Origin of the sequence: Streptomyces sp. IBSNAI002, assembly GCF_052244475.1 — a bacterium.
Taxonomy (GTDB): Bacteria; Actinomycetota; Actinomycetes; order Streptomycetales; family Streptomycetaceae; genus Streptomyces.
This window is the reverse complement of the sequence record NZ_JBQPXG010000002.1, coordinates 5,741,257-5,754,663: the sequence shown is the minus strand read 5'-3', so window position 1 is coordinate 5,754,663 and position 13,407 is coordinate 5,741,257. Positions and strand designations below refer to the sequence as shown.

The following is a 13,407-nucleotide window of genomic DNA, read 5'->3' as shown; positions in this document are numbered from 1 at the left end:
CGTGCCGGGCAAACCTCCGCATATGGTTGACGGGACCCGAAGGTCGCACCGCTGCGGACATGGAGGACGCTGGGCTCTGTGAAAACGTTTCCCTTCCGCCCGGCAGCGGCCCGCCTCCCGCAGGCGCTCGTACTGACCGGCCTGCTCGCGGCGCTGCCCCTGCTGGCGGGGTGCGGCGACGCCGGCGGGCTCGTCGGCGCGGGTTCGACGCCGACGGTGAGCGGGCCCGTGCACCTGTGGCCCGACCGCCAGGGCGCGGTCGTACCGCCGGCCGATCCGGGCGGGGCTCCGCCGGAGTACGTGAGGGGAATCGCGCCCGTCCAGGGCCAGGACGTGCACGGCGTGGACCCGGTGGCCCTGGTGCAGGCGGAGCTGCGGGCCCATCCGAAGACCGACGTCGGCCCGGACGGGATGCCCGCCGAGACCGCCGCCGCGATCAGGGACTGCGGCAAGGAGGGCGCGGAGCCCGGGGAGTGTCCGGTGCTGACGCCGTACTACCGGGACCTGACGGGCAACGGCAAGGACGAGCTCATCGTCGGCATCGAGTACCCGGACAAGATGATGTCGGTACGGGTGTACACGGCGGACGCCGACGGCCGCCTCAACCGCATCATGGCGACGACGCAGACCGTCATCAACGTGGACCTGGCCGGGCGGGACGTGGTCCTGCGGGCGCCCAGCGGGAACAACGGCTACGAGCTGATCACCGCCTGGTCCTGGGACGAGAAGCAGCTGACCATGCTGCCGACGCGCGAGCAGATCGTACGGGTGCCGGGCAATCCGCAGGGCCCTGCCAATCCCGGCCGCGGCAAGGCCGGCGGAAGCGGTCCCGGTGCGGGCGGTCCCGGTGGCGGCGGTTCCGGTGGCGGCGGTTCCGGTGCGGGCCGTGGCACGGGCGGCGGGGACGGGCCCGGCGAGGGCACCGGCAGCGGGCCCGGCACCGGCCCCCGGTCGAAGACCTCGGGCGCGCCCGGCAGCCCGGGCGCGCCGTGAGACCCCGGCTGCCCGCCTGGACCGCCACGCTGACCTGGAAGTCCGCGTGTTTCATCGTGGTGATGTGCTGTGCGCTGGCGGCGGCGCTGGGTGTGCTGGTGCACGTGGAGGTGACCCGGCAGACCGTGGCCACGGCGCGCGAGAAGGCGCTCGGCAAGCTGAGCGACGCCTCCCGCGCGTACGAGGCGGGCGAGGCCCTGCCGCCGGATTCGGCGCTGGACCCCCTGGGGCTGCCGCCTCGGCTGCGGGCGCTCGCCGTGAGCGGGCAGCGCGGGACGGTCGTCGGCGAATACCGGGGCCGCCCGACGATGTGGGCGGCGGCTCCGGCGGACGGGCGGGCCCTGGCCACCGCCATCGACTACGAGCAGAGCGCGCGCACGATCAGCGGGCTGGACAACGCGATCATCGGGTCATCCGTCCTGGCGATCGGCGGAACGCTGCTGGTCGGCGCCTTCGCGGTGACCCGCGTGACACGGCGGCTGCACCAGACGGCGACGGTGGCGCGGCGGATCACGCAGGGCGACCTCGACGCGCGCGTGGGCGATCCGCGCACGAAGGATCCCTCGCGGCACCAGGACGAGGTGGCCACGGTGGCCGGGGCGCTGGACACGATGGCCGGGAGCCTGCAGGCGAAGCTGGAGAGCGAGCGGCGGTTCACGGCGGACGTGGCGCACGAGCTGCGCACGCCGCTGACCGGCCTGCACGCGGCGTCGGAGCTGCTGCCGGAGGGGCGCCCGACGGAGCTGGTGCGGGAGCGGGTACGGACGATGCGGCAGCTGACGGAGGACCTGCTGGAGATCTCGCGGCTGGACTCGGGCAGCGAGGTGGTGGAGACGGACCTGCACCAGCTGGGGCGGCTGGCGGGGCGCGTGGTGCGGGCGTCCGGGACGGACACGGAGGTCGTCGTGGTCCGGGACGCGCACGTGGAGACGGACCGGCGGCGGCTGGAGCGGGTGCTGGGCAATCTGGTGGCCAACGCGCACAAGCACGGGCGGGCGCCGGTGGTGCTGACCGTGGACGGGCCGGTGGTGACCGTACGGGACCACGGCGACGGGTTCCCCGACTACCTGCCGGCGCACGGTCCGCAGCGGTTCCGCAGCGGGGGCAAGGGGCACGGGCTGGGGCTGACGATCGCGGTGGGGCAGGCGGAGGTGATCGGGGCGCGGCTGGAGTTCCGTGCGGCTGAGGGGGGCGGGGCGTTGGCGGTGCTGAGCCTTCCGGGGTGACGGGGTGACGGGTTGCCGGCGTCGGCGGGGTGACTGGCGTCGGCTGGGCGGGGGCTTGGCTTGGGCTCCGGCTGGGGTTTGGCCTCCTGCCGGGGCCGGGGCCGGGGCCGGGGCCGGCGGGATCGGGGCTGCGGGATCCGGGCTTGGTGGCTCGCGTCGGCCCGGGTGGGGCGGGGCGGGCCTGGCTGGGCTGCGGTTTGGTGGGGCCGGGGCCGGGGTGGGGCGCCGTCCGGGACCGCGTGACGTGTGGCGCCTTGGGTGGGGCTTCGGAGCGTGCGGGTTCGGGCTGCGCCCACGGATCACGCTTTACGTCCCGGACAGCACCCCACCCCGTCCCCGGCCCCCGCCGGCTTCGGGAGTTCCAACCCCCCACGCGTTTCGGGGGGTGTGGGTGGGTCCGTTTCGGGGGTGTGGGTGGGTGCGTTTCAGGGGCGTGGGGGTTTGGTCCAGGGCCAGCGGGGTTTTGGTTTCGTGCCCGTCGGGACGTGGCGGTACTTCCAGCCCTTCTGGAGGCCCAGGCGTTTTGAGTAGCCCGCCGGGACGCGTTCGTAGAGGAGCACCGTCGGCTTGGCTCCGTCCGGGGCCGGGACCGGGATCTCGTACCACTTCGGGGGGTGGCCGGTCGGGCCGAGGAGGATCGGGAGGACCCGGCCGTCCATCGGGCCGCCCTCGAAGGGGGTCGGTTCGCTTCTCACCCCACCAGTGTCACAGGAGGTGGGCGGCCTCGGAGACCACCGGGATCACGCGCCGGGCCAGCACCCCGACCGGGCCGTCCGCCGATTCCAGGGCGAGGGCGGCGCGGGCGGCGGCCTCGGTTTCCGGGTCAGTGGCGGCGGTGGCGGTGAGCAGGGCGATGAACTGGTCGACGAGCCAGTCGCGGAGGGTGTCGACCTCCGGCTGCTTGCCCTCGTCGATCCAGATCAGGGAGGCCGCCTCGACAGCGGTGATCCACGTACGGACCATCATGCGCAGGCGGGGGCCGGGGGCGGGGACCCCGAGGTGGAAGAGGATCTGTTCGGCGGCGGCCCGGCGGATGCCGTCGACCGTGGCCGTGGTGCGGGAGGTCTCCACGACGCTGCCGCCCTGGAGGAGCGCGGCGAAGCCGGTGTCGTGCTCGTCGACGAAGGCCAGGTAGCGGTCGAGGGCGCGGCTGAGGCGCTGGGTGAGCGGGCCCTGCTGCGGTTCCGCGAAGCAGAGCTCGAGGAGGTCGGCCGCGGAGCGCAGGGCGGCCTCGTAGAGCTGCTGCTTGCCACCCGGGAAGTAGCGGTAGACGAGCGGGCGCGAGACCCCGGCCGCCTCGGCCACGTCGTCGAGCGAGATCTCCTCCGGCGCGCGGTGCGCGAACAGCGACAGGGCGGCGTCGAGGAGTTGGGCCCGCCGCTCCTCGACGCTCAGCCTGCGGTACGCGCGTGCGGTCATGCCCGCAGAGTAGACGACGCCCCTCGGGCCGGGGCACGGCGTCAGGCCAGGAGGCCCGAGCTCTTCCACAGCCTGCGGCCGACGCCGCGCAGCACGCCGATGTCGTCGAGGAAGTCGGTGAGCCGCTTGGCGCCGGTCTGCATGACCTCGCGCCGGTGGCCGCTCGCCTTGACCTGGGCGACGGCTTCGCGGCGGTCGAGGCCGATGTTCTCGTACACGGCCGGGTTGACGAAGGCGAGGGAGAAGACGCGGGCGGCCTCGCCGCAGCTGACGCGGGTGAGCTCCTGCTCCCAGCGCGGGGCCGTCAGCATCTGGCGGCGCAGTTCCTCGCGGGCGTACCGGACGTGCCGGGCCTCCTCGATGACGTGGATCCGGGTGACCCCGCGGACCAGCGGCTGGACGCGCTCGTCCGGGAAGGTCAGGCGCTGCATCCAGTCGAGGATCTCCTCACCGAGGAGGGTGCAGGCGAAGGAACCGGGGGTGGTGGAGATCGTCTTGAGGACGCGGGCGAGGTTGTGGTTGACGCGGGAGACCGGGTAGGCGGGGGTGCCGGACTTCTGGATCATGCGGGCGAACATCATCGAGTGGCGGCACTCGTCGGCGATCTCGGTGAGGGCGTAGCGCACGTGGTTGCTGGTCAGGGACTTGTCGTAGATGTGCCGGACCATCAGCTGCATGAGGATGATCTCGAACCAGATGCCGAGGGAGCCGAGCGCGGCGGCTTCGTGGCGGGAGAGGTCGATGCGCTGCTCCTCCCCCATCTTCTTCCAGAGCGGGGTGTCGTAGAGGGAGAGCAGCTCCGGTGGCCAGAAGTACTTGCCCTCGATCACCGGGGCGTCCCAGTCGAGTTCCTTGTCGGGGTCGAAGGAGTGCTTGGCGGAGGATTCGAGCAGCCGCTCGGCGATCTGCTCGCGGTCCTTGAGCAGGCCGAGGGCGTCCCTCAGCGCGGCTCGATCGGTCACGGTCGTCATGGCTTCGGACACCTCGTCGTCGAGTTACCGGCGGTCACTGGTTATGAGACTGCTTGTCAGCAAGGTCGTCAATCCCTCGCGCACGACTTGTTGACCGCGCGTCTACCAACGTGTGACGCTGCCAACTGACCGGTCCTGCACGGCAGTAGGTGACAAAGGGGGCGTCAGTGTCGACGCACGAGCTCTACACCAAGGACCCGGGCGAGGGCGTCTGGCAGATCCCCTCCTCCGGCTCGGCCCGCTTCAGCTGGGAGTACGACGAAGGCCGCGAACGCCTCCTCGCGCTCTACCAGAAGGGCAAGGACAAGCAGTGGGACGGCGCCAAGCGCATCGACTGGGACACCGAGGTGGACCCGTACGACGCGCTGGGCACCCCGGACGAGGTGCTGACGCTGTACGGGACGCGGCACTGGGCCAAGCTCACCGAGCGGGACAAGGGCGAGCTGCGCCGGCACTACTCCTCCTGGCAGTTCAGCCAGTTCCTGCACGGCGAGCAGGGGGCGATGGTGTGCGCGGCGCGGATCGTGGAGTCCGTGCCGGACCTGGACGCGAAGTTCTACTCCGCCACCCAGACCATGGACGAGGCCCGGCACGCGGAGATCTTCGGGCGCTTCCTGCACGAGAAGGTCGGGATGCTGTACCCGATCAACGACAGCCTCCAGGGGCTGCTGGGCGACACGCTGCGCGACTCCCGCTGGGACATGCCGTACCTGGGCATGCAGGTGCTCATCGAGGGGCTGGCGCTGGCCGCGTTCGGGATGATCCGCGACACGACCGACAAGCCGCTCCCGAAGCAGATCCTCGCGTACGTGATGCAGGACGAGGCCCGGCACGTGGCGTTCGGGCGGATGGCGCTGCGCGACTACTACAGGCAGCTGACGGACGCCGAGCTGCGCGAGCGCGAGGAGTTCGTGATCGAGGGCTGCTACCTGATGCGGGACCGGCTGCGCGGGGTGGAGGTGCTGGAGAACTTCGGCATCCCGAAGAAGGAGGCCGAGCAGTTCAGCGAGCAGTCGGAGTTCCTGGCCCTGTTCCGCAGGCTGCTCTTCAGCCGGATCGTGCCGTGCGTGAAGGACATCGGGCTGTGGGGCGAGCGGCTGCAGAAGGCGTACCTGGAGATGGGCGTCTTCGAGATGGGCGACTCCAACCTCGACCTGCTGATGCGCCAGGACGAGGAGATCGCCGAGGCCCTCGACCGCGAACGGTTCGCGGCCGAGGAGTCGGAGCGGGTGGCGGAGGTCCGCGCCGCGATCTCCGACGGGGCGGACGTCTGAGGCCCGGCGGCGCGGCCCCGGGCGGACGCCTGAGGTCCGGCGGCGCGGCCCCGGGCGGGCGCTACGGTGCGATCGGGAGCTGCCGCTTGTGCTCGGTGAGCCGGTAGCGGCGGGCGATGGTCTCGAAGGCCAGGCCGTCGACCGGCTTGCCCTCCAGGAAGTCGTCGATGTCGTCGTACGTGACGCCGAGCGCGTCCTCGTCTGCCTTGCCCGGGTCCAGGGTCTCCAGGTCGGCCGTCGGGATCTTCCACACGAGCTCGGCGGGGGCGCCCAGGGCGTCCGCGACGGCGCGCACCCGGCGCTTGGTCAGGCCGGTGAGCGGGACGAGGTCGGCGGCGCCGTCGCCGAACTTGGTGAAGAAGCCGGAGACCGCCTCGGCGGCGTGGTCGGTGCCGACGACCAGGCCGTCGTGCGCGCCCGCGACGGTGTACTGGGCGATCATGCGCTGGCGGGCCTTGACGTTGCCCTGCACGAAGTCCTGGTGGTGGTCGTCGCGGAAGGCCACTCCGGCGGCGAGCGAGGCCTCGAGGGCGGCGTCGCTCGCGGGCTTCACGTCGACGGTCAGGACGTGGTCCGCGCGGATGAAGGAGAGGGCGAGCTGGGCGTCCTTCTCGTCGGCCTGGACCCCGTAGGGCAGCCGCATCGCGTAGAAGGCGGCCTCGTGCCCGGCCGCGCGGGCCCGCTCCACGGCGAGTTGGCACAGCCGCCCGGCGGTGGTGGAGTCCACGCCGCCGCTGATGCCGAGGACCAGGGAGCGCAGCCCGGTCGAGGTGAGCCGCTCGGTGAGGAAAGCCACCCGGCGCTCGATCTCGTGCTCCGCGTCGAAGCTCTCGCTCACCAGGAGTTCCCGGGCGATCTGCTGCTGGAGTGCGGTGGACGCAGGCTCGCTCACGGCTGCTCCTCGGGGTCGTGCGTGGGTACGCGGTTCGCTGCTCCCACGACCCTAGTCGACGCCCCGGCCCCCGGACGGCGCGGCCCCTGCGGCCTTGGCCTCTGGGCTCTCGGCCCCTGGGCTCTCGGCCCCTGGGCTCTCGGCCCCTGGGCTCTCGGCCCCTGGGCTCTCGGCCCCTGGGCTCTCGGCCTCTGGGCCCCGTGCTGCCCGCACCCCCGCGGCCCGCCGCGCGTCCCCCGGCCCGGGCAGGTCACCGCGCCGACAGCGCCGCCTCCATCACCGCGCGGGCGATCGGCGCCGCGGCCAGGTTGCCGCTGATGTCGCCGCGGTCCGCCGCCGCGTCCTCGACCACCACCGCGACGGCGACGGCCGGCAGGGGCGCACCCTCGGCCTTGGCCCAGGAGATGAACCAGGCGTACGGGGTCCCCGCGTTGCCGACCCCGTGCTGGGCGGTGCCGGTCTTCCCGCCGACCACCGCGCCCGGGATCGCCGCGTTCTTCCCCGTCCCGTCCTCCACCACCTTCACCATCAGCTCCTGCATCCGCAGCGCGGTGGCCGGGTTCATGGCGCGGCCCAGGCTGCGCCGGTCGCCGCGCCGCACGGGCGATCCGTCGCCCTGCGTGGTCCGGTCCACCAGGTAGGGGGACGTGAGCTCCCCGCCGTTGGCGACCGCGGCCGCCACCATCGCCATCTGAAGCGGTGTGGCCCGGGTGTTGAACTGGCCGATCGCGGACAGGGCGAGCTGGTCCTGGCTCATGTCGGTGTCGAAGTTCGAACGCGACACCCACGAGGGCACCCGCAGCCCGTCGCGGTTGAACCCGAACCGTTCCGCCGCCTCCACCATGCCGCGCAGCCCGACCCGCACCCCGATCTTCGCCATCACCGTGTTGCAGGACCACTGCACCGCCTCCGCCATGGAGGCGTCCTGGCAGCCGGTGCCCGCGTTCGGCAGCAGGGTGCGGGTGCCGGGCAGCGGGTAGGGGTCGGGGGTGTCGGTGGGCGCGTCCACATCGGTGACCACGCCCGCGTCGAGGGCGGCCGCCGCCGTCACGATCTTGAAGGTGGAGCCGGGCGGGTAGGTCTCGCGCAGCGCCCGGTTGAGCATCGGCCGGGCGGGGTCCGCGTTCAGCCGCGCCCACTCCCCCTTGACCCGGCTCCCCGTGCCGGAGAGCGCGGACGGGTCGTACGAGGGGCTGCTGACCAGCGCGAGGATCTTCCCGGTGGCCGGCTCGACGGCGGCCACCGCGCCCCGTTTGCCCGCGAGCCCGGCGTACGCGGCCAGCTGCACGCCGGCCCGGACGGTGGTGGCCGCGTTCCCGCCGTCGGGGCGGCCGCGCGTCAGGTCGTACCAGAGGGGGAAGGCCGAGAGCCCGGGGTCCGTGCCCGCGAGGACGGCGTCCTCGGCACGCTCGACGAAGCTGGTCCCGTACGTCTGGGAGGAGAAGCCGGTGACGGGCGCGTACAGCGGGCCGTTGGCGTAGGTCCGCTCGTAGCGCAGGAGTTGGCCGCTGTCCCGGGAACCGGTGACGGGACGCCCGTCGACCAGGATGTCCCCGCGCGGCTGTGCGTAGCGCTCGATGGCGGGGCGCTTGTTGGCCGGGTTTGCGCCGTAGGCGGCGGACTCCCAGACCTGTACGCGGGCGATGTTGACCAGCAGGGCGACGAGGAGCAGGGCGCAGAAGTACGCGCACCAGCGGATGTAGCGGATCACTCGGGGGGCTCCTGCGGTGCGGGGCTGCGGGCGCTGTCGCCGAGCCGGACCAGCAGGGCGACGATGATCCAGTTGGTGACGACGGAGGAGCCGCCCTGGGCGAGGAAGGGCATGGCCATGCCGGTCAGCGGGATCAGCCCGGTGACGCCGCCCGCGATGACGAACACCTGGAGCGCGACGATCGAGGCGAGGCCGGTGGCGAGCAGGCGGCCGAAGGGGTCGCGCAGGGCCAGCCCGGCGCGGAAGCCGCGGGCGACGAGCAGCCCGTAGAGCAGCAGGATCGCGGCGAGGCCGACGAAGCCGAGTTCCTCGCCGGCGGTGGCGAGGATGAAGTCCGAATTGGCGGCGAAGCCGATGAGGAAGGACTGGCCGTGGCCGAGCCCGGCACCGAGCAGGCCGCCGGCGCCGAACGCGAAGAGGGACTGGGCGAGCTGGCCGGGGCCTTCGCCGCGCTCGATGGAGGCGAAAGGATTCAGCCAGTCGTCGACGCGGCTGTTCACGTGCGGTTCGAAGGTTCCGACCGCGTAGGCGCCCACCCCGGCCAGGACGAGGCCGATGGCGATCCAGCCGATCCGTCCGGTGGCCGTGAACAGCATGATCACGAACAGTCCGAAGAACAGCAGCGAGGTCCCGAGGTCCCGTTCCAGGACGAGCACGCCGACGCTCAGCGCCCAGATCGCGAGGATCGGGCCGAGGACGCGGCCGGGCAGGAGCCGCAGCTTCCAGAAGAGCCGCCGGCCGGTGAGCGCGAGGGCGGTGCGGTTCGCGGCGAGGTAGGAGGCGAAGAAGACGGCGAGCAGGATCTTGGCGAACTCGCCGGGCTGGAACGAGAGTCCGGCGAAGCGGATCCAGATGTGGGCGCCGTTGACCGCCGGGAAGAAGACGGGGACGAGCATCAGCGCCAGGGCGACGGTGACGGACAGGTACGCGTACCGCTGGAGGACCCGGTGGTCGCGCAGCGCCACGACGACGAGGACGAACAGCGCCACCCCGAGACCGGACCAGCGCAGCTGGTCCCCGGCGGCGAGGTGGCCGGGGGTGGTCGCGTCGAGGCGCTGGATGAGGACCAGGCCGAGGCCGTTGAGCAGGACGGCGATCGGCAGCACGAGGGGGTCGGCGTACGGGGCGCGGAGCCGGACGGCGAGGTGCGCGAACAGGGCGGCGCAGGCCAGGCCCGCGGCGTAGTGGGCGGCGGCCGGGGGGATGCGCCCGGTGGTGGCGAGGCCGACGTAGAGGTGGCCGAGTACGGAGATCAGGACGGCGCCGACGAGGAGCGTCAGCTCGACACCGCGGCGCTTGGGGGCGCCGGCGCCGGGCGGTGGGGGCGGCGCGGGCTCCGCCACCTGTGCCGTCAGAGCGGTCATAGGCGAAACGTAGCAAGCGAACGGATGCTATGTCCGCTTATGTCATAGTGTGCCGAAGAGTCGTCATAAACGGTCGGAACCAGGAGCCGAGCCCTATGGGACCTGTGGAGTTCATCGTCCTCGCCTTCCCGGAGGAGCAGCTGCGGGTGCCGGCCGTCGAGGCGGTGATGGGGCTGCGCAAGACCGGGGTGGTCCGGCTGATCGACGGGCTCGTCGCGACGCGGACGGCCTCGGGCGAGGTCCTCGCCGCGGAGTTCGACGAGTTCGTGGAGCTGCGGGGCCTCCTGACGGGCCGGGACGTGGCGCGGCTGATCGGACCGGAGGACGTACAGGAGGCGGCGCGGCTGCTGGAGCGCGGCAGCTGCGCGCTGCTCCTCCTGGTCGAGCACGTGTGGGCCGAGGACGCGGCGATCGCCGTACGCACGGCGGGCGGCCGGATCGTGGGCTCGGTCCGCATCCCGCCGGACCGGATCCCGGCGGACACCCGGACGGGGGCGGCGTGATGTTCATCCGGCCGGTGGGAGTGACGGTCCGCGCGGCGGACCGCCCGGCGGGCCGCCCGCTGCTGCGGGGGCTGCTGGCGCGGGCGGCGGGGCCGGCGGAGGGCGCGGCGGGGTCGGCCGGGCCGGTGGACGGGCCGGTGGACGGGCCGGTGGACGGGCCGCCGCCGGGGCTGCTGGGGCGGGCGGTCGTCGCGGCGGAGCAGGACCCGGGGCGCGTGGAGTGGGAGCCGGAGGGCGAACCGGAGCCGGAGCACGAGGACCAGCCGTGGCCGCCGGACCCCGGCTCCCCCGAGGAACCCCCGCATCCCGGCCCCACGCCTCCGGCGGGCCTGGCCGCGGACCTCGCCGCCCTCGCGGCCCTGGCCCGAGAGGGCCTGCTCACCCCGGAGGAGTTCACGGCGGCCAAGGCCCGGCTGCTGCGGGGCTGACGTCGGCGGGGGCAGTGCCACGACGGCGGGAGCAGGGCGAGGGCGGCGGGAGCAGGCCCCCAACCGGGTGAGTCGGATTCGGCCCGCCGACTCCGTTGGGCGATTTGTCATACCGGGCGTGGCAGCATCGGGCGCCTCGGAGGTGATCCCATGTCCCATCGGCTGCTTCGTGCCGCCTGTATCGCCGCGGTGCTCGTCGCCGTCGGCCCCGTCCCGACGGCCGGTGCCGAGCCCGAGGCCTCCGGCGTCGGCGCGGTCGGCGCACCAGCTACCCCGTCCGCTCCCCCCGCATCCGGCGAGTCCGTCGGCGTGCTGCTCACCCGGCTGCAAGGCCTGTACCAGAAGGCCGAGGAGGCCACCGAGGCGTTCAACGCCACCGAGGTCGCCCTCAAGATCCGGCAGAACGAGGAGCAGCGGCTCACCGCCGAGTTCGGCAGGGCCCGTACCGCCCTGGGTGACGAGAAGTCGCTGCTCGGGCGGCTGGCCCGCGAGCAGTACCAGGGCGGCCGCGGCATCTCCCCCTACGCCCGGATGCTGCTCGCCGGCAACCCCCAGGCGGCCCTGGACCAGCGGCGCATCACCGCCCGCGAGGGCGCCCGGCAGGCCGCCGTACTGGAGCGGCTCAGGCGCGGCGAGCGGGAGGCCGGCGCCCTCGCCACCCGCGCCCGCCAGGCGCTGGACTCGCAGCAGACGCTGGCCGCGCGGCAGAAGCGGCACAAGGAGGAGGTCGCGACGCAGCTGAAGGAGGTCGAACGGACGCTCGCCGCCCTGACCCCCGAGCAACTCGCGCAGCTCGGCGCGCGCGAGGCGGCGAACACCGCCGGCGCGCAGCGCGAGCTGGTGGACTCCGGCCGGCTCCCCACCCGCACCGGTACGCCCACGGCCGCCGGTGGCGCGGCCCTCAGGTACGCGGCGGCCCAGATCGGCAAGCCGTACGTGTGGGGCGCCGAGGGGCCGGGATCCTTCGACTGCTCCGGGCTGACCTCGCAGGCCTGGGCGCACGCCGGCCGCACGATCCCGCGGACCAGCCAGGAGCAGTGGGCCACGCTGCCGAAGGTCCCGCTGGACCGGCTGCGGCCCGGGGATCTGGTGGTCTACTTCCCCAAGGCCACACACGTGGGCCTGTACATCGGGGGCGGCAAGGTGATCCAGGCGCCGCGCCCCGGCGCCAAGGTCAAGGTCTCGCCGATCGCCGCGAACCCGCTCCTCGGCGCCGTACGCCCGGACCCCGACGGCACGCCGCTGGCGGAGTTCACCCCTCCGCCGCTGCCCGAGGCCGCCGCGGCCGGGGACGACAGCGGCTACTCCGCCGAGGAGGCCCCGGCGTCCGAGGAGGCGGCCCCCGCCTCCGAGGCCGAAGCCGAAGCCGATGCCGTCACCGACGCCGCCACCGACTCCAAGTAGTCTGCCGCGTCCTCCGGGTCGTAGAAGTACGCGTCGAAGTCGGCCGGGTGGTCGAAGCCGTTGGCGAATCGATCCGCCACCGGCTGGAGCTGCCCGGCCGCCCCGATCAGGTTCAGTACGTGCTCCGGCGGGACCCCCAGCATCGCGTTCGTCCACTGGGTCGCCGGCTTGCCCGTGGTGAACCAGAACCTGTCGAACGTCGCCTTCATCCACGCCGCGTCGAACGGCTTGTCCCCGTGCATCAGGATCGACGACAGGTACGAGGCCGCGCACTTGGCCGCCGAGTTCGAGCCCTGCCCGGTGATCGGATCGTTGGCGACGACCACGTCCGCGACCCCCAGCACCAGCCCGCCGCCCGGCAGCCGCCCGATGGGGTTGCGGACCACCGGCGCGTAGCGGCCGGCGAGGGTGGCGCCCGCGTCCGCCAGCTCGACCTCCGTGGCACGCGCGTGCTCCCACGGCGTGAACTTCTCCATCAGCCCCAGCGTGATGGCGAGGTGGTCCGCCGGGTCCTTCACGCCCTGGAACACGTCCAGCGGCCCGCCCGGCACGCCCTCCCAGAACAGGATGTCCGCCCGGCCCGAGGTGGTGAGGGTCGGCATCACGAAGAGCTCGCCGACGCCCGGGACCAGGTTGCAGCGCACGGCCTCGGTCTCCGGGTGCTCCGGGCGCGGGCCGAGCCCGTGCACGTAGGAGACGGCCAGTGCGCGCTGCGGGGCGTCGTACGGGGAACGGGCCGCGTCCCGCCCGAACATGGACACCAGCTCGCCCTTGCCCGCGGCCACCAGCACCAGGTCGTACGTACGGGAGAAGAAGTCGAGGTCGGCGACCGAGGCACCGTGGATGACCAGCTGTCCGCCGCGCTGCGCGAAGGTGTCGAGCCAGCCGGCCATCTTCACGCGCTGGTCGACGGACTGCGCGTACCCCTTGAGGCGGCCGAGCCAGTCGACGGCGCGGCTGGTGTCGGGGCCCGCCACCGAGACGCCGAGGCCCTCGATCTTCGGGGCCTGCCGCTCCCAGAAGTTGAGCTGGAGGTCACGTTCGTGCCGGAGCGCCGAGTCGAACATGCACTGCGTGGACATCACCCGCCCGGTGCGGATCTCGTCCGCCGTCCGGTTGGACATGAGGGTGACCTCGTACCCCTTCGCCTGGAGTCCGAGGGCGAGCTGGAGACCGGACTGCCCGGCTCCCACGACAAGTATCCTGCGCATTTCTCACGTTC

Annotated in this window: 13 protein-coding genes; 6 read left to right on the top strand and 7 right to left on the bottom strand. The window is 73.3% G+C overall.

Features of this window, described 5'->3' with window-relative positions:
- Positions 1 to 78: 78 nt before the first annotated feature.
- Both ACTVZO_RS27845 and ACTVZO_RS27840 read left to right on the top strand, forming a co-directional pair.
- Positions 79 to 993 (top strand): hypothetical protein, encoded by a 915-nt coding sequence (locus tag ACTVZO_RS27845; RefSeq protein ID WP_443300958.1) that lies wholly within the window; start codon positions 79 to 81, stop codon positions 991 to 993.
- On the top strand, positions 990 to 2,219 hold the full coding sequence (locus ACTVZO_RS27840; protein ID WP_443300957.1) for a histidine kinase dimerization/phospho-acceptor domain-containing protein: 1,230 nt from the start codon (positions 990 to 992) through the stop codon (positions 2,217 to 2,219). The genes ACTVZO_RS27845 and ACTVZO_RS27840 overlap by 4 nt, the downstream gene beginning before the upstream one ends.
- A 425-nt stretch (positions 2,220 to 2,644) precedes the next feature.
- On the opposite strand, the gene ACTVZO_RS27835 is transcribed toward ACTVZO_RS27840, so the two are convergent.
- The 3 genes from ACTVZO_RS27835 to ACTVZO_RS27825 are packed head-to-tail and all read right to left on the bottom strand — an operon-like array spanning position 2,645 to position 4,609.
- Positions 2,645 to 2,914: a hypothetical protein gene (locus ACTVZO_RS27835; RefSeq protein ID WP_384220278.1), complete on the bottom strand. Its 270-nt coding sequence runs from the start codon at positions 2,912 to 2,914 to the stop codon at positions 2,645 to 2,647.
- Positions 2,915 to 2,924: 10 nt separating this feature from the next.
- Positions 2,925 to 3,638 carry a TetR/AcrR family transcriptional regulator gene (locus ACTVZO_RS27830; RefSeq protein WP_443300956.1) on the bottom strand — a complete coding sequence of 238 codons (714 nt, stop codon included), beginning with the start codon at positions 3,636 to 3,638 and terminating at the stop codon, positions 2,925 to 2,927.
- A gap of 41 nt (positions 3,639 to 3,679) precedes the next feature.
- Entirely contained in the window at positions 3,680 to 4,609 is a 930-nt protein-coding gene (locus ACTVZO_RS27825) for an AurF N-oxygenase family protein (protein WP_443300955.1), read from the bottom strand.
- Positions 4,610 to 4,776: 167 nt separating this feature from the next.
- Here ACTVZO_RS27825 and ACTVZO_RS27820 point away from each other — a divergent pair, with 167 nt between their 5' ends.
- Entirely contained in the window at positions 4,777 to 5,883 is a 1,107-nt protein-coding gene (locus ACTVZO_RS27820; RefSeq protein WP_443300954.1) for a ferritin-like domain-containing protein, read from the top strand.
- Between the two features lie 61 nt (positions 5,884 to 5,944).
- Here ACTVZO_RS27820 and nadE read toward each other — a convergent pair whose 3' ends face one another.
- From nadE to ACTVZO_RS27805, 3 genes are all read right to left on the bottom strand, one after another.
- Positions 5,945 to 6,775, bottom strand: coding sequence for an ammonia-dependent NAD(+) synthetase (gene nadE, locus ACTVZO_RS27815; RefSeq protein WP_443300953.1), 831 nt, complete (start codon positions 6,773 to 6,775; stop codon positions 5,945 to 5,947).
- A gap of 250 nt (positions 6,776 to 7,025) precedes the next feature.
- Positions 7,026 to 8,486 (bottom strand): penicillin-binding transpeptidase domain-containing protein, encoded by a 1,461-nt coding sequence (locus ACTVZO_RS27810; protein ID WP_443300952.1) that lies wholly within the window; start codon positions 8,484 to 8,486, stop codon positions 7,026 to 7,028.
- Positions 8,483 to 9,850, bottom strand: coding sequence for an FtsW/RodA/SpoVE family cell cycle protein (locus ACTVZO_RS27805; protein ID WP_443300951.1), 1,368 nt, complete (start codon positions 9,848 to 9,850; stop codon positions 8,483 to 8,485). The genes ACTVZO_RS27810 and ACTVZO_RS27805 overlap by 4 nt, the downstream gene beginning before the upstream one ends.
- Before the next feature lie 95 nt (positions 9,851 to 9,945).
- Here ACTVZO_RS27805 and ACTVZO_RS27800 point away from each other — a divergent pair, with 95 nt between their 5' ends.
- The 3 genes from ACTVZO_RS27800 (at position 9,946) to ACTVZO_RS27790 (ending at position 12,185) form a co-directional block, all read left to right on the top strand.
- The gene (locus tag ACTVZO_RS27800; protein WP_443300950.1) at positions 9,946 to 10,353 is read left to right on the top strand and encodes a DUF6325 family protein; all 408 of its coding nucleotides are present in this window, start codon (positions 9,946 to 9,948) and stop codon (positions 10,351 to 10,353) included.
- The gene (locus tag ACTVZO_RS27795; RefSeq protein WP_443300949.1) at positions 10,353 to 10,781 is read left to right on the top strand and encodes a hypothetical protein; all 429 of its coding nucleotides are present in this window, start codon (positions 10,353 to 10,355) and stop codon (positions 10,779 to 10,781) included. The genes ACTVZO_RS27800 and ACTVZO_RS27795 overlap by 1 nt, the downstream gene beginning before the upstream one ends.
- 150 nt (positions 10,782 to 10,931) lie before the next feature.
- The gene (locus ACTVZO_RS27790; protein WP_443300948.1) at positions 10,932 to 12,185 is read left to right on the top strand and encodes an NlpC/P60 family protein; all 1,254 of its coding nucleotides are present in this window, start codon (positions 10,932 to 10,934) and stop codon (positions 12,183 to 12,185) included.
- Here the strand turns inward: ACTVZO_RS27790 and ACTVZO_RS27785 are convergent.
- Positions 12,083 to 13,396 (bottom strand): styrene monooxygenase/indole monooxygenase family protein, encoded by a 1,314-nt coding sequence (locus tag ACTVZO_RS27785; protein WP_443300947.1) that lies wholly within the window; start codon positions 13,394 to 13,396, stop codon positions 12,083 to 12,085. The two genes, ACTVZO_RS27790 and ACTVZO_RS27785, sit on opposite strands and share 103 nt — an antisense overlap.
- Positions 13,397 to 13,407: the final 11 nt, after the last annotated feature.

What these genes read in the sequence shown, in the direction of transcription:
- ACTVZO_RS27830 (WP_443300956.1), bottom strand. Translation starts at nt 3,638, where the DNA reads ATGACCGCACGCGCGTACCGCAGGCTGAGCGTCGAGGAGCGGCGGGCC.
- ACTVZO_RS27825 (WP_443300955.1), bottom strand. Translation starts at nt 4,609, where the DNA reads ATGACGACCGTGACCGATCGAGCCGCGCTGAGGGACGCCCTCGGCCTG.
- ACTVZO_RS27805 (WP_443300951.1), bottom strand. Translation starts at nt 9,850, where the DNA reads ATGACCGCTCTGACGGCACAGGTGGCGGAGCCCGCGCCGCCCCCACCG.
- ACTVZO_RS27800 (WP_443300950.1), top strand. Translation starts at nt 9,946, where the DNA reads ATGGGACCTGTGGAGTTCATCGTCCTCGCCTTCCCGGAGGAGCAGCTG.
- ACTVZO_RS27795 (WP_443300949.1), top strand. Translation starts at nt 10,353, where the DNA reads ATGTTCATCCGGCCGGTGGGAGTGACGGTCCGCGCGGCGGACCGCCCG.
- ACTVZO_RS27790 (WP_443300948.1), top strand. Translation starts at nt 10,932, where the DNA reads ATGTCCCATCGGCTGCTTCGTGCCGCCTGTATCGCCGCGGTGCTCGTC.
- ACTVZO_RS27785 (WP_443300947.1), bottom strand. Translation starts at nt 13,396, where the DNA reads ATGCGCAGGATACTTGTCGTGGGAGCCGGGCAGTCCGGTCTCCAGCTC.